The following is a 23,910-nucleotide window of genomic DNA, read 5'->3' on the forward strand; positions in this document are numbered from 1 at the left end:
GACGCCAGTTGTGCGGCGGTTGTGCGGCCGCACGGAACACAGGGGTTGCTCAATCGGACTTTTGCATACCAAGCTCGCAAAGGTTGCAGAACTCGTGAGATGGGTGAGGCAGCTGAGGTGCGCGAGCAACGGCCGGCCGGGGGTGGGCGATCGGCCCGCGGGCAACGCGCCGCGGCGAGGTAGCCTCACCACCTGCGCTACGTGCTCCTGTAGGCAGGGGAGGTGGTGCCGTGGGTGACGTCGGCGAGGTGGTGCGTTGGCTGCAGCTCAACGCGCCCCGAGGTGGGCCGGACGAGCTGTCCCAGCTGGTAGCCCGGGCAGCTCCCGCCATCAACGCCAGCGAGATCGTGATCTATCTGGCCGACTACACGCAGTCTCTCCTCGTGCCCCTGCTCGGCAGCGGCCTGGTCCGAGCCGAGCAGTCGGTCGAGACGACCCTCGCCGGCCGGGCCTTCACCACCCTCGACATCCAGCGCGCGCCCGACAACCCCGATCGGATCTGGGTCCCCCTGCTGCTCGGGTGCGAGCGGATGGGTGTGCTGGAGATCGTCTCGCCGGAGGCCGCCACCGAGACGATGGACAGCCCAGCCTGGGAGGTGGCGGTCAACGTCGCTCAGATCCTGGTCAACCGCCGGCTCTATGGTGACGTGGTCGAGCGGATGCGGCGTCGTCTCCCGATGCAGGTAGCAGCCGAGATCGTGTGGGGCCTGCTCCCACCGCTGACCTTCGCGACCGACGACCTGGTGATCACCGCCATCCTCGAACCGTGTTACGACGTCGGCGGCGACATCTTCGACTACGCGCTGAACGACGACGTGCTCAGCGTCGGACTCTTCGACACGTGCGGGCACGGCATCAAGGCGAGCACCATCGCCTCACTCGTCGTCAGCGCGTACCGCAACGCCCGCCGGAGTGGCCTCGACCTGGTGGACACGGCGATCAGCATCGACAGGTGGGTGCGATCCGAGCACCCGAACTTCTTCGCGACCGGGTTGCTCGCCGAGTTGGATCGCCGGACCGGCCGGCTGAGCATGATCAACGCGGGTCACCCCGGCGCGATGCTGTTGCGCGACGGCAAGGCCATTCGCGAGCTTCCGGGGCCGACCGCGCTGCCGCTCGGCCTGGGCCACCTCTCTCCCCGTCGCCCGAGGGTGCACGTGGAGGACCTGCACCCGGGCGACCGCATCCTCGGCTACACCGACGGCATCACCGATGCGCGCAGCGCCGACGGGGAGCAGTTCGGGCTGGACCGGCTGGTCGACTTCGTCAATCGGGCCCTGAACGACCAGTTGCCCAGCCCGGAGACGATGCGTCGGCTGGTACGCGCCGTCGTCGGTTACCAGGACGACACGCTCGAGGACGACGCGACGGCTCTTTTCGTGGAGTGGCGGCCGCCGCACCTGCCGTTGGCGCACCTGCGCGATCTGGCCGCGAACCGCTCCTGACCGAGCGAGTGGGATTTTGCACTCGCAGTGCACTTGTCTCCCCTCGTGGTCGTGTCTAGCGTCACCTCATGGCCGACTCATGGACCTTCGCGGTGACGCGTGACGACCTCGGGCAGACCACGCTCGTCGACGGTGCCGCGCCGGTCGCGGCCGACGGCGAAGCCGTGCTGCGGGTGGATCGCGTCGGAGTCACCGCCAACAACGTGACCTACGCGGTGCTCGGCGACGCGATGCGCTACTGGGAGTTCTTCCCGCCGGCGTCCCGTGGGCTCGGGCCGCAGTGGGGCCTGCCGCCGCTCTGGGGTTTCGCCGAGGTGGTCGCCTCGACGGTTGCCGGCGTCGAGGTGGGGCAGCGGGTCTACGGATACCTGCCGCCCGCGGGTCACCTGCTGGTGCGTCCCGACCGGGTGGACACCTCCGGCTTCCGCGACGCGAGCCCGCACCGGGCCGAGTTGCCGTCGCCGTACAACGCGTACCGGTCAACGAGCGGTGACCCGGCGTACCAACCGGACCAGGAGGACCTGCTGATCCTGTTCCGGCCGCTGTTCTTCACCTCGTTCATGCTGGCCGACCAGGTCGTGGACAACGACTTCTACGGCGCCGAGTCGCTGCTTGTGTCGTCGGCGTCGAGCAAGACCGCGTACGCCGCCGCGTTCGAGCTGCGCGGTCGCGGACCGCGCCTGGTCGGTCTCACGTCGCCCGGCAACCTGGCCTTCACCCGGTCGCTGGGCTGCTACGACGAGGTCGTCTCGTACGACGACATCGACGGTGTCGATGCCGTCCCGACCGTCTACCTCGACCTGTCCGGCGCGCCCTCGACCCGTGCCACCTTGCGCCAGCACCTCGGCGACCGGCTCGTCCGGGACATCGCGGTGGGGCTCACCAACCAGACACCGAACGCCGACGCCGCCGAGGAGGTGTTCTTCGCGCCGGTCCAGATGCGCAAGCGCAGCCAGGACTGGGGCCGCGGCGGTCTCGACAGACGGTTCACCGAAGCCTGGCAACGTTTCACCGCTGTCGTGGGCGGGTGGCTCGACGTCCAGGTGGGGGCGGGTCCGGAGGCCCTCCGCGAGGCGTGGCTCGACGTGCTCGCGGGCCGTACGCCGCCACGGGTGGGTCGAGTCGTCCAGCTCTGAGCGATCTCAGGAAACGCTGTCGTCGGAGAGGTGGCGACGCAGCGTGGCCAACGATCGGGTGATCAGTCGGGAGACGTGCATCTGCGAGACACCGACCCGGTCGGCGATCTCTGCCTGGGTCAGGTTTCCGTGGAAGCGCAGGCTCAGGATCTCGCGTTCGCGCTCCGGCAGTGCGGCGAGGGCCGGGCCGAGGGCGACCCGGAGCTCCACGAGGTCGAACTCGTGGTCGTCGCCGCCGAGGGTGTCGGCGAGTTCCCGGTTGCCGTTGTCCCCGATCGGAGTGGACAGCGATGTGGCCCGGTAGGCGCGCGCGCCCTCCAGACCCTCCAGCACTGTCTCCTCGGTCAGGCCCAGGTACGCCGCGACATCGGCCACGGTCGGCGAACGACCGAGGGTCTGGGTGAGGACGCTGTTCGCCGCGCTGATCGACAGGCGTAGCTCCTGAAGGCGGCGGGGCACGCGCACCGCCCAGGTGCGGTCCCGGAAGTACCGCTTGATTTCGCCGATGATGGTGGGAATGGCGTAGCCGGTGAAGTCGACGCCCCGGTTGTGGTCGAAGTTGTCGACGGCCTTGATGAGCCCGACCGACGCGGTCTGGGTCAGGTCCTCGTCGGCGGCGCCTCGCCCGGCGTAGCGGCGGGCCAGGTGTCGGGCGAGCGGCAGCCATGCCTCGATGGCGCGGTCCCGTAGCGCTGGGCGGCGAGGGTCGTCGGCCGGAGTCGCCGCCAGAATGGCCAGGAGGTCGTCCGGGCTCTGGTCACTGCTGCGCCGGTGGAGGAGAGTGTTGGTTGCTGTTCCGACGATGCTGGCCATTGGGGGTGGTCCTCTCCGGAGGCGCCCGGCGATCGGATCGACCGGAAGAGATCTCCGAACCGGCAGCCGCCGGGGCGCACGTACGGGCGAGGGTGCGCTGTCGTAAGGCCACGATCACGGGCCTCACCACCGCGTCATGTCGTTCACTTGATGGCGTGAACGCTACCCGAAAGACCGACTATTTACTAGCCGAAAGTACGATGCCACACGGACCAATGCCGCTCGATCCGCTGCCCACGGCCCTGGGTGGCCATCGGCCCGTCGGCGGCCCGACAATTCTGTAATCCGACTCGACGCTGCCAGTCTCCGATCCTGAGGGCGGTCAACGCGCAGCGTGGGCGCCGCGCGGACGAGCACACGAGGAGTGACGCAGATGTCGCCAGCCGGTCGAGCACTACCCGATGCCGGGTTGGTCGTCGCGGCCCGACAGGGCGACCAGCGCGCCCTCGACGACGTCGTCGCGGCCTCGCTGCCGCTGGTCTACAACATCGTCGGGCGTGCGCTGCGCGGTCACGCCGACGTCGACGACGTGGTCCAGGAGACGTTGGTACGGGTCATCCGGTACCTGCCCGCGCTCAACGACCCGGCGGCGTACCGATCGTGGCTGGTGGCGATCGCCATCCGCCAGGTGCGCGACTGGGAACAGCGCCGACGCGTCGCGCTCAACCGCGACGCCGGGCTGGACGCGATCCACAACGTGCCCGACCCCGCCTCCGACTTCGCGGGCATGACCATCCTCCGGCTCGGCCTCACCGACCAGCGACGCGAGGTCGCCGAGGCGACCCGTTGGCTCGACCCTGACGACCAGGAGTTGCTGTCGCTGTGGTGGCTGGAGGAGACCGGCGAGATCGCCCGCAACGAGGTCGCCGACGCGCTCGGGCTGTCACCAGGACACGTAGCGGTGCGGATCCACCGGATGAAGGAGCAGATCCAGAGCGCCCGCGGCGTCGTACGCGCGCTGCGTGCCCGACCGGGCTGCCCGGACCTGCAGGCCGTGACGGCCGAGTGGGACGGCACGCCCAGCCCTCTCTGGCGCAAGCGACTGGCCCGACACGTCCGCGACTGCGCGGTCTGCGGGCAACTCGGCTCCACGCTGCTGCCGATCGACCGGCTGCTCGCCGGCCTGCCGATGCTGCCGCTGCCGGCGGGCCTCAGCGCCCACTTCCCGGGCACGGCCGCACCCACCGCCGCCGCGCAGGTCGTCGGGTCCCCGGGTCCGACAGTCGCACCCAGTGCCGGGCCGACCCCACCCCCTGACGCGGGCGGCGGGCCGAGCGTCGTCGACCTCGCGATGAACCGGCCCCGTGGCCTCGTCCCATCGCTGGCCGCAGGTGTGGCCGCGGCTGTCCTGGCCATCACCATGGCGGTCGTGATCCTGCCGGACGATCCGTCCGCACCCTCCTGGGCCGCTCCGCCGTCCGCGGCGCCGACCGCCGTCGCCCCGCCGAGCGTCGCCCCGTCGCCGAGCGCCCGGCCCTCGTCGAAGGCCCCGGTCGCCCCGGCGGTCAGCTCCGCCCGCAAGGGCGTCGGAGTGTGGAACTTCGCCGGGGCCAGTCAGGCGCTGGCAGCCTCGAAGGCCGGCTGGTACTACACCTGGGGCACCCAGCACCCGGGGATCAGCACCCCGAAGGGTGTCACGTTCGTGCCCATGATCCGCAGTGCGGAGAACGTCACCGCCCCCGACCTGGCCAGGGCGAAGGCGGCGGGGCCGGACCTGCTCACCTTCAACGAGCCGGACATGCCCGAGCAGGCGAACATGACCGTCGAGCAGGCGCTCGACCTGTGGCCACAGTTGATGGCGACGGGCAGCAGACTGGGCAGCCCGGCGGTCGCCGTCGGCGCGCCCGATCCGCAGGGTTGGCTCGACCGGTTCATGACCGGCGCCCAGGCCCGAGGTCACCGGGTGGACTTCATCACCGTGCACTGGTTCGGTGCCGACTTCGCCACCGCCGCCGCGGTCGACCAACTCCGGCAGTACCTCCAGGCCGTCTACCAGCGGTACCGCAAACCGATCTGGCTGACGGAGTTCGCCCTGATCCGCTTCGACGGCGGCGGTGCGCAGTTCCCCGGCCAGGAGCAGCAGGCTGCCTTCCTCACGGCGGCCACCGCCATGCTCGGTCAACTTTCCTACGTGCAGCGCTACGCGTGGTTCGGCCTCCCGGCCACGGACAAGGACCGGTCCGGATTGTTCAGCAGCGGGACCCAGGCGACAGCGGTCGGCCGCGCCTTCCAGGCCGCCCGTTGAGCGGGGCCGCGCCGGTGGAGCCGCCGATCACTGCCGGACGCTCCGGGGTCGACGGCCGCGTCTGGCGGATCGTCGGTGTCGTCGCCACCCTGGTCGCGACGACGCTGGCCGTCGGTCTCAGCCAGGGTTGGGGCCGCTCCGACCGAGTGGCAGACCGGTCTGCCGCCGTTCCGTCGGCGGCGGCCGCCTCGCCCGCTGCCGTGCCGACCGTGCCCGTGGTGCTCAACGGCACCGATGACGCATTCATCCAACTGCTGATCCCGATGAACGAGGGTGCGCTCGCGCTGATCGACCACCTCGACACCCGGCCCACGGGGGCCGATCCGTCACTGCGGGCCCTCCTCGGCGACCTCCGGCAGGCGCACCAGGCCGAGTTGCGGGACCTGCGCGGGATCCTGGCCGCAGGCAACGTTCCGGAGTTGAACATCCACGAGGGGCACCAGATGCCCGGCATGGTCACCGCTGCCAGTCTCGACGAGTTGCGAGCCACCCCCGACGCCGAGGTGCCGTCCCGGGCGGCTGCCCTGCTACGGGCGCACCTCGCGCAGACAGTGGTGTTGTGCCGGGGCGAGCAGACCGCCGGAGGTAGCCCGGAGCTGAAGGCGCTCGCCGGCCGGATCCAGCAGGCACGGGCCACCGAGCTGAGCGCTCTGGACGGCCAGCCCGGCGCTCCGCGGGTCGACTGAGTGTCTGACCTGCACGCCGTCGTCCGTACCCCGATCCGGGTGTCACCGGCGGCCCACCGTGCCGAGGCGTCGCCGGCCGCGCGGTGGCGTGGTGGTCATCGCCGCGCCGCCGGGCGGACCGCGATCGTCACCTCGATCCTGACGATGACCGCCGGGTGGTTGTTCGCCATCCTTCTCGCGCCGCACCTCAGCCTCTCCCCGGGTTGGCGGATGGTCGCCCTCTTCTGCCACCTGACCTGCCTCGTGGTGGGCTTCGGCGCGGTGTTGACGGTGGACTGGATCAGTCTCCGCTGGCTGCTCCGCCGGGAGTCGCTCGGCAGTGTGCTGACCGCCGCACGCGGCGTACACCTGCTCATCTGGCTGGGCCTGGTGGGTCTCCTGGTCAGCGGCGCGGCCCTGGGCCCGGACACGTCGTCCGGGCTGGTCTGGGTCAAGCTGCTCGCGGTGTTGGCGGTGGGCGTCAACGGGTTGTTCCTCGGCCGTGTCCGGGATCGACTCACCGCCGTGGACGGCCCTCCGCCCTGGTCGGCTCTGCTCGCTGGTGTCGTCGCGGCCACCGTCTCCCAGGTGGGCTGGTGGACCGCGACTCTGATCGGCTTCTGGAGCGCCAACAGCTGACGCCCGCCGCCAGGGTGCTCAGGCCGGTGAGGGGTGGTTCGCCTCGAACCGGTCGCGCGTCAGGAACGCGAGCTGGGCGCGCTTGTCGGGCATGTCGATCTCCGAGTCGAGGGTGAACCCCTCGATCTCCAGTCGGCGTAGCGCGAGGTGGTTGCGGACGTCCGGCTCGACCACGATCCGCTGGGCGGACGGGTCGCGGAACAGGAAGCGGGCGAGGGCCGGGCCGACGACGTTGGTGAGGCCGCGGGCCAGGCGTCGGTCCGGGCTGAGCAGCAGGTGCATGCCTACGTCGCCGGGCTGGACGCGGTAGCGCTCGCCGACCGGGTCCGCCTCGGGCTGATAGGTTTGGAAGAGGCCGACCGGCTCCGCGTCGACCATGATCAGGTACGCGTGGTGCGTCGGCAGGCCGTCCACGAAGGCGTAGATCTCGCGCACCTCGTCCACTGTGTGTGACCCCATGCCCCAGAACGAGTTGCGGGGAAGGGTCACCCAGCCGTGCAGGAGTGCGGCGTGGCGGTCGGGGTCCACGGTCACCAATGACAGCTCACCGAGACCGGCGACTTTCTCCAGGTACGTCATCGGGCGCTGTCCTCTGTTCCTTCCAGGACGTAACTTAGGTTAACCTCCCCTAACCAAGGATGACCTTACCTGGAGGGGTGCGTGAAACGGAACTGGGAGGCCCTGGTCCTCAAGGCCATGGGCGGCCGGGACTTTCGGTTGACCGTGCTGGGCACCGAGTCGATCGATGGTCACTACCAGCGGCTCCTGCTCGACGGCGGCGGCCTGCTGGAGGCGTGCGGGGTGCACCCGACGATGTGGATCCGGCTGTGGTTCGACAACGACGGCCGGGCACACCAGCGGGCGTACACGCTCGTCGACCCCGACCCGGTCACCGGCCGCTTCACACTCGAATTCGCCATCCACGACGGCTGCGCCGCCCGCTGGGCCACCACCGCCCAGATCGGCGACACCATCAGCGCCACAGTCCAGGGCAGCGCGTTCGAGCTGCCCGACCCGGCGCCCGAGCACCTCTACCTCGTCGGCGACGCGGCGTCCCTGCCCGCCGTGAACAGCCTGCTCGACGCCGGCGCCGACATCCCGGCGACGGTCTGGCTGGAGTACGCCCACGACGGCGAGAAGGCTCTCGCGCCGCGCGCCCGAGCGCACCACGACGTCACCTGGGTCCCTCGACGCGACGGGGGCCAACACCTCGTCGACACGGTCTGCGCGGCACTGCCGAACGGCGGCGAGGGGCACTACTGGGTGGCCTGCGAGGCGGCCACGACCCGTGGCATCACCCGGCACATCCGGCGGACGTTGGGTGTCGACAAGGACCGGGTGACCTCCCTCGGCTACTGGAAAGCGGCATGAAGGGCCGGCTCGGCACGCTGACCGCGCTGTACGTCACGCAGTACCTCGGGGTCGGCTTCATCACCGTCGGTCTGACCGCCATCCTGCGCGACGGCGGCACCTCGCTGGACACCCTGGCCCTGCTGCAGATCGTCGGCCTGATCTGGCCCGTCAAGTTCCTCTGGGCACCGATCCTGGACCGGTACGGTTCGCGGCACCGGGGTCACTACCGGTCCTGGTTGCTGGTGCTCCAGAGCGCTCTGGTGCTCGCTCTGCTGGCGCTGCTGCCGTTCTCCGACCCGGCCGACGCGCTCGGCCCGATCGTCGCGATCTGCGCCGCGTACGTCTTCTTCTCCGCCACGCAGGACATCGCCGTGGACGCCGTCGCGGTCCGGATGCTCGCCGAGTCGAGCCGGGGGACCGGTAACGGAATCCAGGTCGCCGCGAGCTACCTCGGCAACCTGCTCGGCGGCGGAGCCTGCGTCCTGGTCTACGACCGGTTCGGCTGGGTGCCGGCGATCGGCCTGCTGGCCGCGATGACGGCGGTCGGCCTGATGGTGGTGTGGCGGTTCCGGGAGCCAACCCGCACCGATCGGGTGGCGAGGATCGGCACCGCCTACCGGGCGTTGCTGTCCGTGTTCGGCCAGCCGGGCTGCCGGTGGTGGACGTTCGGTGTGGTGCCGTTGGTCTACGTCGGGGCGGGGATGGCGTACGCGCTGGTGACGCCCGCCCTGGTCGACGCCGGGTGGTCGTTGGGCCGGATCGGCGTCGTCACCGGGGTGGTGATCAGCGCGCCGGCCATCGCGGCTGGTCTGGTCGCCGGTCTGGGCATCGGACGGTTCGGGCGCAGCGGCGTCCTCGTGGTCGGAGGCGCGGCCCTCACGGTGTCGACGCTGCTCCTGCTGCCGCTGATGAACGGTCGCGCGCCGTTGGGCGGGACGGTCGCCGCGCTCTGCTGCTTCATGGTGGCCTACACGATCGCCAACGTGGTGCTCTACACCGTCAACATGGACTACTCGCGCCCGGACACCGGCGGCACCGACTTCACCGTCCTGTCGTCGTTCGGCCTGGTCTGCTCGTTCGTGGCCGCGTCCATCGGCCTCGCGGCCGCCGACCGGGTCGGCTACCCGCCGGTGGCGGTCGCCGCCATCGTGCTGGTGGTCGCCGGCGTCCTCCTCGGCCTGGCCCACCAGCGGAGGTTTCCCCCCGTTCCCGGTGCCACCCCCGACTCGGCGGAGCAGCCAACGGCGGACGGTGTGAAGGCCGTGGCGTGACCACTGTCGGTGGCCGACGGAGGCGTCGTTGCGGCTGTACCTGACCGCGCTCAACCCCACCGACGCCGTCGTGGAAGGGCTCCTCCCGGCGGCGTCGGCGCTCGGGCTCTCGGCCACCGTGCTGACCGACCGGCCCGCCGAGTGGCCGGCGGACGTGCCGGTGGCGCCCTGCGCGGTCCGCGACCCGGCTGCGGTGGTCGCGGCGACCGCGCCGACCCGACCGGTGGCGTTACTGTCCAATAGCGACCACCTCCAGGAGGCCACCGCGATCGCCGCCCGACAGCTCGGCCTGCCCGGCAAGGACCCCGACGCCGCCCGTCTGTGCAAGGACAAGGCCGCGGCCCGCCGGGCGATCGCGGCTGCCGGGCTTGACCTGGTACGCACCGTCACCATCGATCCCGGTGCCGTGCCGGAGGTGCCGGCCGGGATGTTCCCGGCCGTGGTCAAGCCCCGCGCGGGGGTGGCCAGCGAAGACGCGTACCTGGTCGTCGACCCTGCCGAGCTGGTCGCCCGGGTCACCGAGATCCGTGGCCGTCGGCCGGAGGTGGCCTTGATCGTCGAGGAGTACCTCGCCGGCGAGTTGCGGACCTTCGAGACCCTCGGCGACGGCAACGCGCTGGCCTCCCTGGGCGGTTGGCGTACCGGCCTCGGGCCGCCGCCGACCTTCACCGAGGAGAGCCTCTCCTGGTCGCCCCCGGCAGAGCGGGAGAGCACCCGGTTGCGGGCGTGCCTCGACGCGCTCGGGGTGGGCTTCGGCGCCTGCCACACCGAGTACGTCGTCTCCGAAGGCCGGGTCCGGCTGATCGAGGTGAACTACCGGCTCATCGGCGACCGGATGGACCTGATCCTCGCCGAGCTGTTCGACGTGCCGTTGTTCGAGCACGTCATCCGCCTGCACCTCGGTGAGCCGTTGAGCGCCCTCGACCTGCCCGCCACCGTCGACAGGTACGCCCAGGTCGAGTACGTCTGCGCGGACCGTCCCGGCCGCCTGGTCACCGCGCCGGGGCGGGTGGAGGCCGTGGACGGCGACGTCCGGCTGGCCTGCCATCCGCTGCGCGAGGTGGGCCGCGTCGCCGACCACACCGGGACGAACCGTGACTACCTCGCCGTACTGCACGCCGTCGGCAGTGACGAGGGCACCGTGCGGCAGTCGCTGGCCGCCTTCCGCAGAGACCTCCAGTGGACCATCGTCGCGTGACCGACGACTGCGAGCGTGAACTCTTCGCCCGGGTGCTCGACGCCCTGCTGCGCGAGGATCACCTCGGCCTGCTGAGCACCGGTCGACCGGACGGCCCCGACTGGTGGCAGGTGCCGCACCCCGCCGGCCTGCTGTGCGTTCCGGTGCGGGCGGACGGGTTCCAGCAGGCCCTCCGCAGTGCCGCGCCGTTGGTGCTGCTGCTCGACGGTGACGGCGAAACCCACCGCGTGGACACGCTGGAAGGGCTGTTGACGTTGCTCGCCCCGAGCGAAAGTCCCGAGGCTGAGGCCGGCTGGCGGGACTTCGGCGTCGAGTGTCGCGCCGACCTGCGGGCCCGGCGGCTCGCCGCCCGCAACCGGCCACTGGTGCTCGCCCAGGTGGCCGCCGAACGCGCGGTCACCCCGACCGGTCTGCCGGGTGCGCTCCTGGACGACGTGCTCGCCGCCCACCACGGCCACCCGGTCTACCCCACCGACCGGTGCCGGCACGGCCTCGACGACGACGAACTGCTCCGGTACGCCCCGGAGCACGCCCCGCGTCTCACGCTGCGGTGGCACGCCGCCCCCGCCGAGGACGTCCGGCTCAGCGGCGAACTCCCGTCCTGGTGGCCGCGCGCGCAGAGCGGGGACCAGGTCCTGTTGCCGGTGCATCCGATCACCGCGACACGCGACGCGCTACCGGTGACGGACCTGCCGACGATCACCGTACGACCCACCCTCTCCATGCGGACGGTGGCGCTCGACCACGACCCGTACCTGCATCTCAAGTTGCCGCTGCCGACCGCGAGCCTCGGTGCGCGCAACCGGCGTACGCTGCGCCCGGGCTCACTCGCGGACGGCGCTGCCGTCGCCGCGCTGCTCGACCGGATCGCCGACGCCGAACCCACCTTCGCCGGACGGATCCGGCACGCCGACGAGGGCACCTGGGCGCACGTCGACGGGGACGAGCGGCGCAGCTTCCTCCTGCGCCGATTCCCCCGCGATCTGGCCGGCGTGCACGTGGTGCCGGTCGCGGCCCTCGCCGCGGTCGACCCGGTCGCCGGAACGGTCCTCGAACGCATCAGCCCCGAGCGGCCGGTGACGCTGCTGGAGTCCTACCTGGACCTGCTGCTCGACTGGCACGTGTACCTCTGGCTGCGGCACGGGATCGCCCTGGAGGCGCACCCGCAGAACATCCACCTGCTGGTGCACCCCGACGGCACTGTCGGTCTGCTCTACAAGGACAACGACGGGGCCCGACTCGACGCGCGCCACGGCGGCCCGGGCGGGCTCGCCCTCGACGACGACCGGATGTGGGCGCGCGACCCGCAGGAGTTGGCCGACGTCTTCATCACCATCACCCTGCACCTGGCCGCCGCCGCGCCCCTGCTCGCGCTGGCGGCCCGAGGGCTGCCCGTGCCGTCACCCGCCGACGCGCTGGCACCCCGGCTCGCCACCGCCCGCGACCGGTGGGGTGACGGGCCCGCCGCGCGCACCTTCACCGAGCGGGTCCTGCGGGCCGCCCACCTGCCCATCAAGGCGATGCTCACCGCCGGCACCCTGCTGCCCAAACAGCGGCTCGGCTGCGCCGACATCAACAAGTACTACCTGCGTACCGGCCCGAACTACCTCCGGGAGACACGATGACGGGCGCCCAGCTGCGCTCCCGGCCGGCCACCGACACCGGTCGGATCGCCGACCTGGCCGCCGCGCACGCCGTCTTCGGCTGCCTGATCCGCGAGCTGGCCCCGCCGGACGGCACACCCACCGTGGTCGACGGTGCCGCGCAACTCCTGCTGCCGAACCTCGACGTCACGGTGCGCTGCGAGGTCGCGCGGAAATCGCCACTCGGGGCACATCGCTACGTCGGCCTGGTGCAGCGGACGACCGACAGCGGTCGGTGGGCGGACCTGGACGCCGACGGGTTGGCGCGCCTGGTCGCGGCCGAGCTCACCACCCGTACCGGCCTGGTCAACGACGAGTTCGTGGAGCAGGTCCAGGCCAGCCGGGACACCGTCGCCCGGCTGCTGGCGGACCGACCGGCGGAGAACCCGAACCCCACCGGCGAGCCCGCCATCGACGCGTACGTCGACTCCGAACAGTCACTGGTCTTCGGCCACCCGCACCACCCCACGCCGAAGTGGCGCAGCGGCGACCGGGAGCGCTGGCGGGCGTACGCGCCGGAGCTGCGGACGTCGTTCCGGCTGCACTGGCTCGCCGTACCTGACGATCTGGTCGTCGGCGCCGGGCCGTTCGACGCGCTCGTGGCTGCTCTCGACCCACCGCGACCCCCGGCCGGGCACCGCGTGCTGCCGGTGCATCCCTGGCAGCTGTCCCTGCTCCCGCCGACGCACCCGCGGCTGCGCGACCTGGGCGAGGCCGGCACGCCGGTGCGACCGACGGCGAGCGTCCGCACTCTCTACGCCCCGACGGCCGACCTGTTCGTCAAGACCAGCCTGCACGTGCGGATCACCAACTGCCTGCGCAAGAACGCGCGCTACGAACTCACCGGGGCGGTGGCGCTGACCGACCTGCTGGCACGGGTACCGATGCCGGCCGGCGTGGGGCTGCTCACCGAACCCGCCTACCGCACCGTCGACGTTCCCGGCCCGGACGAGGCGTACGGGACGATCCTACGCACCGGCCTACGCCCGCACCTGCGCCCCGGGGACACCCCGATGCTGGCAGCGGCATTGGCCGCCACGCCGCTGGTGACACCGGACCCGGTGGACTGGTGGCGCGCGTACATCGGGTTGCTGGTGCCGGCGGTGCTGCGGTGCTGGCTTCGCCACGGCGTCGTGCACGAGGCGCACCTGCAGAACGTGGTCGTCGTTCTCGACCGCGACCGCCGCCCGGTCCGCATGCTGTTGCGTGACCTGGAGGGGGTGAAGCTCGACGCCGACCGGCTGGTCGGCTGGCCCGACGGTGTCCCACCGCAGGTCCGTTACGGGTCCCGGGACGCCCGTCGTCGGATCGTCTACTGCCTGTTCGTGAACCACCTCGGTGGCATCTGCGGTGCCCTGGCCGACGCGCGACCCGGGATCGAACGGCGGCTGTGGCAGGAGCTACGGACCGTCCTCGACGCGGTGGCGACCGACCTCGACGATCCACCCGAGCTGCGGGCGCTGCTGAACGGGGAGCCGCTGCTCGCCAAGGCGAACCTCCTGGTCCGGTGGCGGCGTGACGCGGACCGGGCCGCGCCCTTCGTGCCGGTGCCGAACCCGATGGGCGGGCCACGATGACGCGACCCGTCTACGTTCACGACCTCGACGCGCTGGCCACCCAGGTCCGCGCCATCCGGGCGGCGCTGCCCCGGAAGGTGGAGTTGCTGTACGCGGTCAAGGCCAACCCGGATCCCGGTGTGCTGCGTACCCTCGCCCCGGTCGTCGACGGGTTCGAGGCTGCGAGCCGTGGCGAGCTGCGGAGGCTGGCCGAGCTGCTACCGGGTCGGGCCCCCGCCGCGTACGCCGGGCCGGGCAAGACCGACGCGGACCTCGCCGCCGCACTCGCCGCCGACGTGCGCCGCATCCACGTCGAGTCACCCGCCGAGCTTCGGCGGCTCGGCGCGCTGGCCGCCGCCTCGGGCCGGTCGGCTCAGGTGTTGCTGCGCGTGAACCTGCCGGTCGACGCCCCGGGCGCGAGCCTGGTCATGGGCGGGGGACCCAGCCCGTTCGGCATGGACCCCGCCGACGCGATCGAGTGCGCCCGCCGCCCGCCCGCCGGCATCGACGTACGCGGAATCCACGCCCACCTGGCCAGCGGGCTGGACGCTTCCCTCGCCGGCACGGTCGCCGCCGCCGTCGTCAGGTGGGCCGTCACCGAGGTCGGCGCCGACGAGGTCGACGTCGGCGGGGGCATGGCCGTCGACTACGCCGACCCGGAGGCCCGATTCGACTGGTTCGGTTACGGCCGGGCACTGGCGGACGTCCTCGACACGTACCCGGACGTGCGGCTGCGCATCGAGCCGGGCCGGTCGGTCACCGCCTACTGCGGGGCGTACCTCACCGAGGTCGTCGACGTGAAGCGCTCCTACGGCGAATGGTTCGTGGTGGTGGCCGGTGGGACCCACCACCTGCGCACACCGGCGGCAAAGGGCCACGCGCAGCCGTTCAGCGTGCACCGGCGACACGACGTCGACGGCCCGCGTACCGACGGCGGACCGGTCACCGTCGTCGGGCAGCTCTGCACCCCGAAGGACGTGCTGTCCCGGTCGGCCACCGCCGGGCCGATCGGCGTGGGTGACGTGCTGGCCTTCGGCATGGCCGGCGCGTACGCCTGGAACATCAGCCACCGAGACTTCCTGCTGCACGAGCCTCCGCTGTTCCGGAACGGCGACCCGCAGGAGGTGGCCGCGGAATGGGCGGCCCGACCGCGCGGCTCGTGACCCCGCGCTGGCATCCCGCCCTTGCCGCAGCCCATCTCACGAGCCCTGTCCGTCTCGCCTGTTATCGATAACATGCTATCTTTCACCCGGGAGTGAAGGGCACGCTCCCGGTCACCTCAACAGCCGGCGAAGACAGGCCGAGGGCACGTCTCTCCCGCAACCTTTCCGGTCGGTGACCAGTCCGGGCCCCGTCGACGCCAGGCGACCGCGGTTGATCGCCGGACGATTCCGCCCGGTCGCACGCCCAGCTCCGAAGCCCCACCACGGGCGGCCCTCCGGCGCCGACGGATGGCAGACGCACACACGCTGTGCCGCTGCCGAGTCACGAGCACCAGACGCCCACCGGCAAGGAGCCAAGCAATGCTCAAACGTAGGCACCTCTTCCCATCCATCGCGGTCGCGGCGCTTCTCCTCGCGGCCACCACCGGCGCAGCGTTCAGCGGTGGCCTCGGCGAGGCCGCGGTGGCCTCGACGAACGGCACCCTCGCGGCAACCGCCGGCTGCGGCAAGGCCCCCACGCTGACCAGCGGCACGCGCACGATCCAGAGCAGCGGGCAGAGTCGTACCTACAACCTGCGGATCCCGGACGGGTACGACAGAAACCGCCCCTACCGACTGATCTTCGGCTTCCACTGGTTGAACGGTTCGGCGAACAACGTCACCTCGGCTGGCTACTACGGGCTGCAACCACTGTCGAACAACAGCGCGATCTTCGTCGCTCCGCAGGGTCTCAACGCCGGCTGGGCCAACACCAACGGCCGGGACCTGACCCTCTTCGACGACATCTCCCGGCAGGTCGAGAACGACCTCTGCGTCGACACCACCCAGCGCTTCGCCCTGGGCTGGAGCTACGGCGGAGCCATGAGCTACGCGGTGGCCTGCGCCCGGCCCACGGTCATCCGCGCGGTCACCGTCATATCCGGCGCCAACCTCAGCGGCTGCAACGGCGGGACACAGCCCGTCGCCTACTTCGGCATCCACGGCACCTTCGACAGCGTGCTGAACATCTCGCAGGGTCGGCAACTGCGCGACACGTTCGTGCGGAACAACGGCTGCACCGCGCAGAGCCCGCGCGAGCCGAGTCGGGGCAGCCTCACCCACATCACCACCGCCTACTCCGGCTGCCGAGCCGGGTACCCGGTGCAGTGGGCCGCGTTCGACGGCGACCACACGCCCAGCCCGGTCGACGGGTCGGGCAGCCCCAACGACTCCCGGACGTGGACCTCGGGCGAGATCTGGAGGTTCTTCAGCCAGTTCGAGTCGACCACCCCGCCGACGACTCCGCCCCCGACCACTCCGCCCCCGACCACCCCGCCGCCGACGACCCCGCCGCCCACCACCCCGCCGCCCACCGGCGAACCGGGCACCTGCACTGCCACCTACCGGACGCTGAACACCTGGCCCGGCGGCTTCCAGGCTGAGGTGACAGTGGCCAACAACTCCACGGCGGCCCTGAACGGCTGGACCGTGGGCCTGACCCTGGCCAGCGGACAGGCCATCAGCAGCCTGTGGAGCGGCGTCAACACGGGCACCTCCGGCAGCGTCACCGTCAGGAACGCCCCCTACAACGGCGCAGTGGGTCCGAACGCGTCGACCACCTTCGGGTTCACCGCCACCGGCAACGGCGCCACCGCACCCAGCAACGTCACCTGCACCAGCTCCTGACCGAGGGCACGAAGGAGGGCCCGGAGCCGCCTGGCTCCGGGCCCCACAGGTGCGGGATCGGCGCAGGTACGCGAGCCGCGACCGGTAACGCGGCCGCTGTCGGAACGACAGGTCTGCACACCTTGGCAGCGGCCCGCGCCTCCGCTACCGTCCATGGGAACGCTCCCACAAACTTAGATACGTCAATGTGATCAGGAGGAAACACGTCGTGGCTATCCTCTCCCCGCTCCGCAGCAGATCGGCGGCCATCAGTGTGGCGGCCATCGCGGGCACCGTCGCCGCGGGCGTCTGCTTCGCGGTCAGCGGCGCGTCCGCCGGCACGGTGTCCGGGTCGCTCTACCGCGACCCGAGTTCGGCAGTCGTCCGCTGGGTCGCGGCCAACCCCGGCGACTCGCGTGCCGCAGTCATCCGCGACAAGATCGCGAGTCAACCGCAGGCCCGGTGGTTCGCCAACTTCAACCCGTCCACGGTGCAGGCCGAGGTCTCCGAGCACATCGGAGCCGCCAACGCGGCACAGCAGATCCCGGTGCTGGCGGTGTACGAGATCACCAACCGGGACTGCGGCGGGGCCAGCGCGGGTGGGGCACCGGACCTCAACCAGTATCAGACGTGGGTGTCCAACTTCTCCAGAGGGCTCGGCAACCAGACTGTCCTGATCATCCTGGAGACCGACTCGCTCGCCCTGCTGACGTGCCTGAACAGCAGTGAGCTCGCCGCGCGCAACCAGGCGATCTCGACGGCCACCCGGACCATCAAGTCCGCCAACCCCAACGCCAAGGTGTACCTCGACGCCGGCCACTCCACCTGGAACAGCGCGGGTGAGACGGCCAATCGGCTCCGGGCGGCCGGCGTGCAGTACGCCGACGGCTTCTTCAGCAACGTGTCGAACTACAACTCCACCTCCAACGAGGCGAACTTCGGCCGGGCGGTCATCTCCTCCCTCAACGGCATGGGCATCTCGGGCAAGCGCCAGGTCATCGACACCAGCCGCAACGGGGGTGCCAGCGGAGACTGGTGCGGCGACGACAACACCGACCGACGCATCGGGCAGTACCCGACGACGAACACCGGCGACGCCAACATCGACGCGTACCTGTGGGTGAAGCCACCGGGGGAGGCGGACGGCTGCCGCTACACGGCCGGTTCGTTCCAGCCCGACCTGGCCTTCAGCCTGGCCAACGGCGCGCCCAACCCGCCCACCACGGCACCGCCGACCACCACGCCGCCGACCACGACCCCACCGACCACGACCCCACCGACCACTCCCCCCAACACCACGCCGCCGGCCGGTGACGGCTGCTACGCGGACGTGGCGATCAACCAGTGGGCCGGAGGCTTCACAGCGAGCGTCACGGTCACCGCCGGGAAGTCGGATATCAGCGGCTGGACCGTGACCGTCGTGCTGCCCAGCGGCACCGCGGTCACCGGCACCTGGAACGCCCAGGCCAGCGGCACCAGCGGAACCGTCCAGTTCCGCAACGTGAGCTACAACGGACGCGTCCTCGGCCGGCAGTCGACCAACTTCGGCTTCCAGGGCACCGGCACCGGCCCGGGTACGACGGCCACCTGCGTGACCGCCTGACCCCAACCGGTGCGGCGGGCCCGGCGCGGAGGAGAGTTCTCCGTGCCGGGCCCGCTGCCGCTTACGCGGGCGCCCATGCGCCCGCGTAAGCGGTGGGCATGGGCGTCCCCTTCATCGGGTGGGGTAGGTGGTCGCGGGACGCCACGCCAACCAGCCACGACACAGCACGTAGGCAGCTGCGACGACGGCGACGAGCCCGAAGTCGATGATGGCCGACAGGCGTGCCTCGGGGACGTCTCCGATCAGCGCGCCAAACACGACCAGAGCGCCCTTGCCGACGAGCACGACCTCCCAGACGCCGGCCGTTTGGCGTGGCCTGACCGCGAGCAGGGCGAAGAGCGCGGCGAAGATGCCGAAGCTGGAGACCCGCCAGCCTTCGATGAACAGGCGATCGTCACTGGCACTGATGGTCAGCAGCACGCCGTTGACGAACGCGACGCCGGTGGCCAGGGAGGCGAGAGCCGCCAGGCCACGACCGAAGAGGTCGGCGCGGTGGATGGGGGTGGCGGTGTCGATTCGATGAGCGGTCACTGCGGTCATGAGAGCTCCTCCTATCAGAACGTCCGTTAACTTACAGCCGTTAACTTACATGCTGGCCTAACGCATGTAAAGTCAGGGAGTGACCACACCGCGAACACGGCCCCGCAACAAGCGCGGCGAAGGCGCTCAACTGCGCGACGAGATCGTCGACGCCGCCATGAAGCTCCTGGAGGGCAGCACGCCGCAGAACCTGACCCTGCGGGGGGTCGCCCGGCAGGCTGGCATCTCCGCGCCGTCGATCTATCCGCACTTCCCGGACCTGGACGCGATCCTGCTCGCCGTCGCGCAACGCGCGTTCGACGTGCTGGAGCAGGAGTTGGGCACTCCTGATGACGAGGATCCGGTCGAGCGCCTGCGCGCTGTCTGCGCGGTCTACCTGAGCTTCGCCGAACGCCGACCCCACCAGTACCGGGTGATGTTCGGTGCCGTCTGGGACGCCGGGCGGGCCCTCGATCGGGCCCCGGCCATGGCGGACGAACTCGCCGTTCTCGGCATGGGAGCCTTCGAGATCTTCCGGCGTACGCTCGCCGACTGCGTTGCGGCGGGAGGGTCGGCCAGCGCGGACCCCTTCGGCGACGCGACGGCGCTCTGGGTCGGGTTGCACGGCTTCGCCCAGCTCCAGGTGGCGGCGCCGTTGTTCCCGTGGCCACCGGACCTGCGCGACTCCGTCATCGACCGGTTGGCGCTGTTGCGCTGACGGTGAGGCCGGCCGGACGCCTCAGACGCGATTCAGACCGCGCCCCGGTCGACCAGGCTGAACGTGGTGTCGATGGGGGCGTCGCCGAGAAACTCCACGTAGATCTCTTTCTTGGTGGGGCTCCACTGCACCACGCCGTGCTCCTCGTTGATGAGGGAGTAGGACGTGCGTCCCTTGTCGTCCCTGCCCTCGCGGGCTATCCCGAACAGAGTTGCGGCGGTCGCATAACACTCGGCTCCCACCAGTGACTTGTACCCCTTCGCATCGAGCTTGACGCCGAGGCACGGTCGGTGGGCGATGTCCGGGTTCACCGATTTGATCATGTAGTCGACGCCGACCGGTTCGAGCACGAAGAGCGCGTCCTTACCGGTGCCGTCGCCGACTTCGAGCTCGCCGTGAGACGGCAGCGACAGGTCACGGTCGATCTCCACGACGTGCAGCAGGAATCTCCGCTGACCGGTCAGCATGGCCCGGGTGGGGTCCACGCTGGCCGACGGTGACACGGTCGGCGTACCCGATGCGGCAGCGGACACGGTGGCCGCCGGTGTGCTCGCTGGCGGGCTGCCGTTCGCCGGGCTGTCCGCACGATCCGGTCCGGAACGCCCCTGCAACAGTTGCGGGGCGAAGAGGGAGACGGACACCAGGACCGCGATCACCGTGGCCGCCGCCCCCAGCACGGTGAACCAGCCACGCCGGCGCCAGCTTGCGCGAGCGGCAGTTGCCAGACCCGGTCCCGTCGACCGCTGGTCCTGTCCGCCAGTACCGGCCGCGGGCGACACACTCGCCATCGGCGTCGCGCCCAGGATCTGGGCCGACCCGCCAGCACCCGCTGAATACCCTGCGGTCAACAACCCGTCGAGCAACTCCCGGGCCGTGGGCCGAGCAGCGGGATCCTTCTCCAACGCCCGGGAGACCAACTCCCGCAACGGTCCATCGAGCCCGGTCAGGTCCGGCGGCTGAGTGAGAATCCGCATCGCGGTGGCGGTAGCGGAGTCGCCCCCGAACGGGTTGCGGCCGGTGGCGGCGTGGGCGACAACGGCACCCCAGGCGAAGATGTCCGCAGCCGGGCCCACCGGACGGCCGGACGCCGTATCAAACCGCTCCGGAGCCATGTACGACACGGTCCCGACCATCTGGTTGGTCCGGGTGTGCTGGCTCGTCGCCTCGAACGCTCGGGCGATGCCGAAGTCGATGACCTTGATCCCGCCGGGTGCCACCAGGACGTTCGCCGGCTTCAGGTCCCGGTGGATCACCCCGGCACCGTGGATGGCGGTCAGCGCGGTAGCTACCCCGACCGCGATGCTGTGCAGCTGCGCCGCTCCCAGCGGTCCCTGTTCCCGGACCACCTCGGCCAGACTGGGGCCCTCGACGTACTCCACCACCAGGTACGGCGGGTCATGGTCCGGGTCGGCGTCCAGAACCTCGGCAGTGCAGAACGGCGGAACCTGGCGCGCGCGGTTCACCTCGCTGCGGAACCGACCCCGGAACTCCTCGTCGTGCGAGAGTTCCGGACGGACGACCTTGACCGCCACTCGCCGTCCCTGCGGCGAGCGGGCCAGGAAGACACTGCCCATGCCACCGTCGCCGAGCCGGGCGAGGACGTCGTACCCGCCGAGGCGGGCTGGGTCACCGGGGCGCAACCCGTCGTTCACGCCAGATGCCCGCAGGCCGCGACCACCACGGGAACCGTTCCGCCTATCACCCGTTCCCCTTAGGTCAGTCGGACGCCGCCCGCAGCTTATCGTCCGTCCACCAAGCGCCGTCGATGCCGTCCGCTTCGCGATCGGGACCGGACCTGTGCAACGGCGTGGGCGAACAGGTCAGCCGATGCCGTCGACCGCAGCCCGGAGCGCGTTGATCGACGGGTCCCAGGTGAAGTTCAGGACGGGGATGCCGGAAGCGGCGGCGTTGCTGTCGCCGCCGAGGACTACTGCCCGTGGCTTGCTGGTGCCCTGGGGGAGCACCAGGTACCAGTTGCCCTTCACGTTCGCGATGAACACGTCGTCTACCTCCTGGTCGGGCGGGTTCGGGTTGGTGACGTCTCCGACGTAGGTTTCGAAATCCACCGTCGCGCGGAAATTCGTCGGACTGCCGGTGTTCAACCAGAGACTCGTGTGCACATGCGGTCCGACGCCGGAGTTGCTGCCGTTCGCGGAGGCGCCGGAGTACGCGATCGTCTGGCCCCGCGACACATGTTGACCGGTCGAGACGGTGATCGACGACAGATGCAGGTGGCGGGTGTAGTTGCCGTCGTCGTGGGCCATCCCCACGACACGTCCGGTCGCGTTGGAGGTGTCGGTCTTCACGTACCGGACCGTGCCGTTCGCCGCGGCCAGGACGGGGGTGCCGGTGCCGACCGCATAGTCGGTGCCCGGCTCACCCGACGGAGGCGTCCGGTTCCGGTGATCTTGCCAAGAGCTGGAGATCCGGACATTTCCGCACGGCCTCAGATAGCTGCCGGCAGCCTGCGCGGAGCCGGGCAGCAGGCCAAAGGCGGCCGACACCCCGGATGCCGCCAACGCGGCGCTCGTGAGGAAGCCCCGCCTCGAGAGCCCTCGCAGGTACGCGATGCCACCGAGATCCTCGGGCCGCAGACCGCCATGACTGACGTTCCGGGGAGGGTCAGGGCGAGGCTCCTCGTTGAGGATCATCGATGAAATTTAAGGCCGCGTCTGTTGAAGGGCAAGGGCTTCCCGGTGGCTCCTCCACTCAGCGACCAGCGCCCGTGAGCTCCCGCCTCTGCTGAACCTGTCCACACCCACCGTGCGGTGTTGGGCCTACTGGTCGCCGGTGGCGGCGCCGACTGTGGGCATGCGGACTGCCAGGTCTTGCTGCGATCGCTTGCTGAAGATCAGCAGATCATGCCCTTCGGTCCTCGGTGGCCCTGACCGGCTGAGGAGTGACTTGCGGGGGAGGTCAGTCTGCTGCCGGGGCAGAAACCTGCCACAGGGCGCTGACCGGCATGGCGCGGAGTCTGTCGCCGAACGGGAGCGTGGAGGTTCCGGTGTAGAGGACGATGCCGGCGATGAGATCGTCGCCGAGGCGGTCGGCGAGTCGGCGTAGCCCGCGGAAGTCGTCGGGCCCGACGGTGGTGGCTGCTTTGACTTCGATCCCGACCACCTGGCCAGTCCTGTTCTCGAGCACCGCGTCGACTTCGTACCTGCTCTGGTCGCGGTAGTGGGACAGGTCGACGAACTGCTCGGACCAGGTGAGCTGCCGGGACAGCTCGGACAGGACAAATGATTCGAGCAGTGGGCCGAACGGTGCGCCTGGGCGGAGCAGTGCCCGGGCGTCGGTCGCGATCTCGTTGGCGGCGATGCCCGAGTCGACAAAGATGAGCTTGGGCGCGGCGGTGGCGCGAGTGCCGAGGTTGCGGGACCAGCCGGGGATCCGTTTGATCAGAAAGATCTCTTCCAGGGCTTGGAGGTAGCGGGCGATCGTCGGCCGGCTCAGTCCGAGGGCGGATTCGAGGGAGTTTGCGGCGATGATGTTCGCGGATCTGGCCGAGAGGAGGCGGACCAGCTTGCGGAGCTCGCCCTTGTGCTGGATGTCGGACAGCTGGCGGACGTCGCGGTCGATGAGCGCCTGGACGTAGGCGTCGAGGAATCGTTGGCGGCGGCGTGGGTCGGTGCGGGTGGTGGCCTCGGGTAGGCCGCCGCGCACGATTCTGGCCGCGTAGTCGGATCGGGTCACGTCCGACTCGTGTCGCAGGTCCGCGCCGAGCGCGAAGACGGCGTCGACGAATCCGTCCGGCGCTGCGTCGAGTTCGCCTTGGGAGAACGGCCAGAGTTCGACGGTCTCCATCCGGCCGGGCAGCGCGTCCGGGGCAGCCACCATGCCGAAGAGGCGAGACGAGCCGGTGAGCAGGTACCGGCCCGGACGGGGGTCCTCGTCGACCGCAGCCTTGATGGCCAACAGGAGTTCCGGAGCGCGCTGGATCTCGTCGATGACCAGGAGCTCGGAGGAGTCCACGAACCCGACGGGATCGGCGATCGCCGCCGCCCGGTCCTGAGCCCGATCAAGATCGCGGCGTTCGGCTAGACGATCGCCGGCAACGAGGCGGACCAGGGTGCTCTTGCCGGCTTGGCGTGCCCCGTTGATCAAGACGACGCGGGTGTCCGCCAGAGCAGCGTTGACCTGCACGGCGGCGCGGCGGGGGATTAGACGCGGTGTGGGCACGGCGTCATCATAACGGCGAAACTTTCGACCTGCGGGGATCCTTGCTTTCGATTTGCGGGACCAGGTGTGTTCGTTATGCGGTCATCTGGTGTTCGATTTGCGGGCCACATGGGCAGGGCT

Annotated in this window: 20 protein-coding genes; 14 read left to right on the plus strand and 6 right to left on the minus strand. The window is 70.8% G+C overall.

The features are described 5' to 3' along the window. Positions 1-230: 230 nt before the first annotated feature. Entirely contained in the window at positions 231-1,445 is a 1,215-nt protein-coding gene (locus FHU34_RS30675) for a PP2C family protein-serine/threonine phosphatase (protein ID WP_145786115.1), read from the plus strand. A gap of 68 nt (positions 1,446-1,513) precedes the next feature. After that, positions 1,514-2,581, plus strand: coding sequence for a DUF2855 family protein (locus FHU34_RS30680; RefSeq protein WP_145786116.1), 1,068 nt, complete (start codon positions 1,514-1,516; stop codon positions 2,579-2,581). 6 nt (positions 2,582-2,587) lie between these two features. Here the strand turns inward: FHU34_RS30680 and FHU34_RS30685 are convergent, their stop codons facing one another. Further along, positions 2,588-3,394: a SigB/SigF/SigG family RNA polymerase sigma factor gene (locus FHU34_RS30685; protein WP_145786117.1), complete on the minus strand. Its 807-nt coding sequence runs from the start codon at positions 3,392-3,394 to the stop codon at positions 2,588-2,590. A 373-nt stretch (positions 3,395-3,767) separates the two neighbouring features. Between FHU34_RS30685 and FHU34_RS30690 the strand changes: the two genes are divergently transcribed. Genes FHU34_RS30690 through FHU34_RS30700 form a run of 3 tightly spaced genes read left to right on the plus strand, consistent with a single transcriptional unit; the run spans position 3,768 to position 6,943 of the window. Next, positions 3,768-5,639, plus strand: a complete 1,872-nt coding sequence (locus tag FHU34_RS30690) for a sigma-70 family RNA polymerase sigma factor (RefSeq protein WP_145786118.1) — start codon at positions 3,768-3,770, stop codon at positions 5,637-5,639. After that, positions 5,636-6,325: a DUF305 domain-containing protein gene (locus tag FHU34_RS30695; RefSeq protein ID WP_244312060.1), complete on the plus strand. Its 690-nt coding sequence runs from the start codon at positions 5,636-5,638 to the stop codon at positions 6,323-6,325. Before FHU34_RS30690 ends, FHU34_RS30695 begins: the two co-directional genes overlap by 4 nt. Continuing rightward, positions 6,326-6,943 (plus strand): hypothetical protein, encoded by a 618-nt coding sequence (locus FHU34_RS30700; protein WP_145786119.1) that lies wholly within the window; start codon positions 6,326-6,328, stop codon positions 6,941-6,943. Between the two features lie 18 nt (positions 6,944-6,961). Here FHU34_RS30700 and FHU34_RS30705 read toward each other — a convergent pair whose 3' ends face one another. Further along, entirely contained in the window at positions 6,962-7,522 is a 561-nt protein-coding gene (locus tag FHU34_RS30705) for a GNAT family N-acetyltransferase (RefSeq protein ID WP_145786120.1), read from the minus strand. A gap of 81 nt (positions 7,523-7,603) precedes the next feature. Here FHU34_RS30705 and FHU34_RS30710 point away from each other — a divergent pair, with 81 nt between their 5' ends. From FHU34_RS30710 to FHU34_RS30745, 8 genes are all read left to right on the plus strand, one after another. Further along, on the plus strand, positions 7,604-8,314 hold the full coding sequence (locus FHU34_RS30710) for a siderophore-interacting protein (protein ID WP_145786121.1): 711 nt from the start codon (positions 7,604-7,606) through the stop codon (positions 8,312-8,314). Continuing rightward, positions 8,311-9,567 (plus strand): MFS transporter, encoded by a 1,257-nt coding sequence (locus FHU34_RS30715; protein ID WP_145786122.1) that lies wholly within the window; start codon positions 8,311-8,313, stop codon positions 9,565-9,567. Before FHU34_RS30710 ends, FHU34_RS30715 begins: the two co-directional genes overlap by 4 nt. Before the next feature lie 28 nt (positions 9,568-9,595). Next, complete coding sequence (locus FHU34_RS30720) at positions 9,596-10,765, plus strand: ATP-grasp domain-containing protein (protein WP_145786123.1); 1,170 nt, start codon at positions 9,596-9,598, stop codon at positions 10,763-10,765. Then, positions 10,762-12,390, plus strand: coding sequence for an IucA/IucC family protein (locus tag FHU34_RS30725; protein ID WP_145786124.1), 1,629 nt, complete (start codon positions 10,762-10,764; stop codon positions 12,388-12,390). Before FHU34_RS30720 ends, FHU34_RS30725 begins: the two co-directional genes overlap by 4 nt. Further along, positions 12,387-13,985: an IucA/IucC family protein gene (locus tag FHU34_RS30730; RefSeq protein WP_145786125.1), complete on the plus strand. Its 1,599-nt coding sequence runs from the start codon at positions 12,387-12,389 to the stop codon at positions 13,983-13,985. The genes FHU34_RS30725 and FHU34_RS30730 overlap by 4 nt, the downstream gene beginning before the upstream one ends. After that, a complete protein-coding gene (locus FHU34_RS30735; RefSeq protein ID WP_145786126.1) occupies positions 13,982-15,127 on the plus strand; it encodes an alanine racemase in 1,146 nt (381 codons plus the stop codon). The genes FHU34_RS30730 and FHU34_RS30735 overlap by 4 nt, the downstream gene beginning before the upstream one ends. A 360-nt stretch (positions 15,128-15,487) precedes the next feature. Then, on the plus strand, positions 15,488-16,792 hold the full coding sequence (locus FHU34_RS30740; protein WP_145786127.1) for a CE1 family esterase: 1,305 nt from the start codon (positions 15,488-15,490) through the stop codon (positions 16,790-16,792). A gap of 208 nt (positions 16,793-17,000) precedes the next feature. Beyond that, on the plus strand, positions 17,001-18,374 hold the full coding sequence (locus FHU34_RS30745) for a glycoside hydrolase family 6 protein (RefSeq protein WP_145786128.1): 1,374 nt from the start codon (positions 17,001-17,003) through the stop codon (positions 18,372-18,374). A 111-nt stretch (positions 18,375-18,485) separates the two neighbouring features. Here the strand turns inward: FHU34_RS30745 and FHU34_RS30750 are convergent, their stop codons facing one another. Continuing rightward, a complete protein-coding gene (locus tag FHU34_RS30750) occupies positions 18,486-18,914 on the minus strand; it encodes a hypothetical protein (RefSeq protein ID WP_145786129.1) in 429 nt (142 codons plus the stop codon). 79 nt (positions 18,915-18,993) lie between these two features. On the opposite strand from FHU34_RS30750, the gene FHU34_RS30755 reads away from it, so the two are divergent. Next, positions 18,994-19,611 (plus strand): TetR/AcrR family transcriptional regulator, encoded by a 618-nt coding sequence (locus FHU34_RS30755; protein ID WP_244312061.1) that lies wholly within the window; start codon positions 18,994-18,996, stop codon positions 19,609-19,611. 32 nt (positions 19,612-19,643) lie between these two features. Here FHU34_RS30755 and FHU34_RS30760 read toward each other — a convergent pair whose 3' ends face one another. From FHU34_RS30760 to FHU34_RS30770, 3 genes are all read right to left on the minus strand, one after another. Then, the gene (locus tag FHU34_RS30760) at positions 19,644-21,263 is read right to left on the minus strand and encodes a serine/threonine protein kinase (RefSeq protein WP_145786130.1); all 1,620 of its coding nucleotides are present in this window, start codon (positions 21,261-21,263) and stop codon (positions 19,644-19,646) included. A gap of 168 nt (positions 21,264-21,431) precedes the next feature. After that, entirely contained in the window at positions 21,432-22,262 is an 831-nt protein-coding gene (locus FHU34_RS30765; RefSeq protein WP_145786131.1) for a M23 family metallopeptidase, read from the minus strand. A gap of 265 nt (positions 22,263-22,527) precedes the next feature. After that, positions 22,528-23,790, minus strand: a complete 1,263-nt coding sequence (locus FHU34_RS30770; RefSeq protein ID WP_145786132.1) for an ATP-binding protein — start codon at positions 23,788-23,790, stop codon at positions 22,528-22,530. Between the last annotated feature and the right edge of the window lie 120 nt (positions 23,791-23,910).

Origin of the sequence: Micromonospora taraxaci (assembly GCF_007830095.1) — a bacterium.
Lineage (GTDB): Bacteria > Actinomycetota > Actinomycetes > Mycobacteriales > Micromonosporaceae > Micromonospora > Micromonospora taraxaci.

What these genes read in the sequence shown, in the direction of transcription:
- FHU34_RS30680 (WP_145786116.1), top strand. Translation starts at nt 1,514, where the DNA reads ATGGCCGACTCATGGACCTTCGCGGTGACGCGTGACGACCTCGGGCAG.
- FHU34_RS30685 (WP_145786117.1), bottom strand. Translation starts at nt 3,394, where the DNA reads ATGGCCAGCATCGTCGGAACAGCAACCAACACTCTCCTCCACCGGCGC.
- FHU34_RS30690 (WP_145786118.1), top strand. Translation starts at nt 3,768, where the DNA reads ATGTCGCCAGCCGGTCGAGCACTACCCGATGCCGGGTTGGTCGTCGCG.
- FHU34_RS30705 (WP_145786120.1), bottom strand. Translation starts at nt 7,522, where the DNA reads ATGACGTACCTGGAGAAAGTCGCCGGTCTCGGTGAGCTGTCATTGGTG.
- FHU34_RS30715 (WP_145786122.1), top strand. Translation starts at nt 8,311, where the DNA reads ATGAAGGGCCGGCTCGGCACGCTGACCGCGCTGTACGTCACGCAGTAC.
- FHU34_RS30730 (WP_145786125.1), top strand. Translation starts at nt 12,387, where the DNA reads ATGACGGGCGCCCAGCTGCGCTCCCGGCCGGCCACCGACACCGGTCGG.
- FHU34_RS30735 (WP_145786126.1), top strand. Translation starts at nt 13,982, where the DNA reads ATGACGCGACCCGTCTACGTTCACGACCTCGACGCGCTGGCCACCCAG.
- FHU34_RS30740 (WP_145786127.1), top strand. Translation starts at nt 15,488, where the DNA reads ATGCTCAAACGTAGGCACCTCTTCCCATCCATCGCGGTCGCGGCGCTT.
- FHU34_RS30750 (WP_145786129.1), bottom strand. Translation starts at nt 18,914, where the DNA reads ATGACCGCAGTGACCGCTCATCGAATCGACACCGCCACCCCCATCCAC.
- FHU34_RS30765 (WP_145786131.1), bottom strand. Translation starts at nt 22,262, where the DNA reads ATGATCCTCAACGAGGAGCCTCGCCCTGACCCTCCCCGGAACGTCAGT.